This is a genomic window from Pseudomonas agronomica, assembly GCF_025917275.1.
Classification (GTDB): domain Bacteria; phylum Pseudomonadota; class Gammaproteobacteria; order Pseudomonadales; family Pseudomonadaceae; genus Aquipseudomonas; species Aquipseudomonas agronomica.
On record NZ_JAOSHO010000660.1, the window covers coordinates 1 to 2,322 of the forward strand.

Genomic DNA, 2,322 nt, shown 5'->3' on the forward strand with positions numbered 1-2,322 from the left:
CCAGCGGGAGCAAGCTCCCTCGCCACAAAAGCGGACATCTTCCGAAACAGAATGAAAGGATTGAGCTAAATTACCCCGCATCGGATTCTGAACCTGCCATCACGAGCCCTCATGCCCACCCAGCCTCTCTGGAAAACCTACCTGCTGTTCCTGGCCCCCATGGTCGTGTCCAACTTCCTGCAATCGATGTCCGGTACGCTTAACAGCATCTATATCGGCCAGATGCTCGGCACCCAGGCCTTGGCGGCGGTGTCGGGGATGTTTCCCATCGTGTTTTTCTTCATCGCCTTGGTGATCGGCCTGGGCGCCGGGGCAGGGGTGTTGATCGGGCAGGCCTACGGCGCCGGCGAGACCGGGACGGTGAAGGCGATTGCCGGTTCGACGCTGTTGCTGGGGGCGATCATCGGGTTGGTCGCGGCGGTGCTGGGCAGTGTCTTTGCTCGCGAAGGCCTGCAGGGGCTCGGGACGCCGGCCGATGTGCTGGATGACGCGGTGTCCTACGCGCGGGTGATGATGTGGATCTTGCCGATGCTGCTGGTGTTCGTGCTTTTTACCCAGCTGTTGCGCGGTGTCAGCGACACCGTTTCGCCGCTGCTGGCGTTGCTCGTGTCCACCAGCGTTGGAATGCTGCTGACGCCGGTGCTGATCCGTGGCTGGCTGGGGTTCCCGCAGATGGGGATCCAGAGCGCGGCGCTGGCGGGGCTGGTGGGCACCACCTCGGCGATGGCGATGCTGGCGTGGCGCCTGAACCGCCGGGTGCATGCCCTGGCACCGGATCGGGCGTTGTTCGCGGCGATGCGCCTGGACCGGGACATCCTCGGCAAAGTGCTGCGCATCGGCCTGCCCACGGGTTTGCAAATGGTCGTGATTTCGCTGTCGGAGTTGGTCATCCTCGCCCTGGTCAATCGCCACGGCTCCCAGGCCACGGCGGCCTACGGCGCGGTGACGCAGATCGTCAACTACGTGCAGTTCCCGGCGTTGTCGATCGCCATCACCGCTTCGATCCTCGGTGCCCAGGCCATCGGGGCCGGGCGCCTGGAACGCCTGGGGCCGATCCTGCGCACCGGGCTGTTGATCAATGTCTGGCTGACCGGTGGGCTGGTGCTGCTGGGGTACCTGTTGTCCCATTGGTTGTTGGGGCTGTTCATCACTGACCCGGCAGCGCGAGTCCAGGCCGAGCATCTGCTGCACATCATGCTCTGGAGCCTCCTGGTGTTCGGCTTCCAGGCGATCATCGGCGGCATCATGCGCGCCAGCGGCACGGTGCTGGTGCCGGTGGCGATCTCGATTTTCTGCATCATCGGCGTGCAAGTGCCGGTCGCCTATCTGTTCGACGCACACTTCGGCCTGCAAGGGGTGTGGATGGCGTTTCCAGTGGCGTACCTGAGCATGCTTTTGTTGCAAACGCTGTATTACAAACGGGTCTGGCAGCATCAGCGGATCGAGCGGTTGGTGTAACCGGCTTATCACTGACCTCTGTGGGAGCGAGCCTGCTCGCGAAAGCGTTGGTTCAGCCAGCATTGATGTGACGCTTTCGCGAGCAGGCTCGCTCCCACATGAAATCGGCGTTTGGCAGGTTATCGCGGATGTTAAAGTGCCCGCCATTCGCCCCGTCATCCATGAGGATCACGATGTCCGTAGAACGCTCCTCCATCGCCTACCGCGCCTTCCTCTTCGACATGGACGGCACGCTGCTCAATTCGGTCGCCGCCACCGAGCGGATCTGGACCCGCTGGGCCATCCGCCATGGCCTGGACGTGGCGAAATTCCTGCCGACCATCCACGGCGTACGCGCCGTCGACACCGTTGCCCGCCAGAACTTGCCCGGTGTGGATGCCCAGGCCGAGGCCGCGCAATTGACCGTTGAAGAAATCGAAGACGTGGAAGGGGTGGTCGAGGTGCCCGGTGCGCTGGCGTTTCTCAAGAGCCTGCCGCCGACGCAATGGGCCATCGTCACGTCTGCGCCGATGGCCTTGGCTTTACGTCGGATGGAAGCCGCCGGGATCCCGCGCCCCGAGGTGATGGTGACTGCCGAAGACGTGAGCGCCGGCAAGCCGAACCCCGATTGCTATCTGCTCGCGGCGCAGCGCTTGCAAGTGGCCCCGGAGGAATGCCTGGTGTTCGAAGACGCCGAAGCCGGGATCAAGGCGGGCGAGGCAGCGGGCATGGACGTGATGGTGGTGACAGCCACGCATACGCACCCGGTGGTGACGTTGCATGGGCAGATCGCGGATTACCGTGGGTTGAGCATTGCGGTGGACGACGGATTGATACGCCTATCAAGCCACCACTAAACCCCTGTGGGAGCGAGCTTGCTCGCGA

General features: G+C 63.6%; 2 protein-coding genes. Both read left to right on the forward strand.

Features of this window, described 5'->3' with window-relative positions:
- Window positions 1-111: 111 nt before the first annotated feature.
- Window positions 112-1,458: an MATE family efflux transporter gene (locus OC610_RS25875; RefSeq protein ID WP_264431873.1), complete on the forward strand. Its 1,347-nt coding sequence runs from the start codon at window positions 112-114 to the stop codon at window positions 1,456-1,458.
- 173 nt (window positions 1,459-1,631) lie between these two features.
- Window positions 1,632-2,294, forward strand: a complete 663-nt coding sequence (locus OC610_RS25880; protein WP_264431874.1) for an HAD family hydrolase — start codon at window positions 1,632-1,634, stop codon at window positions 2,292-2,294.
- The last annotated feature ends 28 nt before the right edge of the window (window positions 2,295-2,322 follow it).

Excerpts from the sequence above, each read along its gene's own strand:
- OC610_RS25875 (WP_264431873.1), top strand. The coding sequence starts at position 112 with ATGCCCACCCAGCCTCTCTGGAAAACCTACCTGCTGTTCCTGGCCCCC.
- OC610_RS25880 (WP_264431874.1), top strand. The coding sequence starts at position 1,632 with ATGTCCGTAGAACGCTCCTCCATCGCCTACCGCGCCTTCCTCTTCGAC.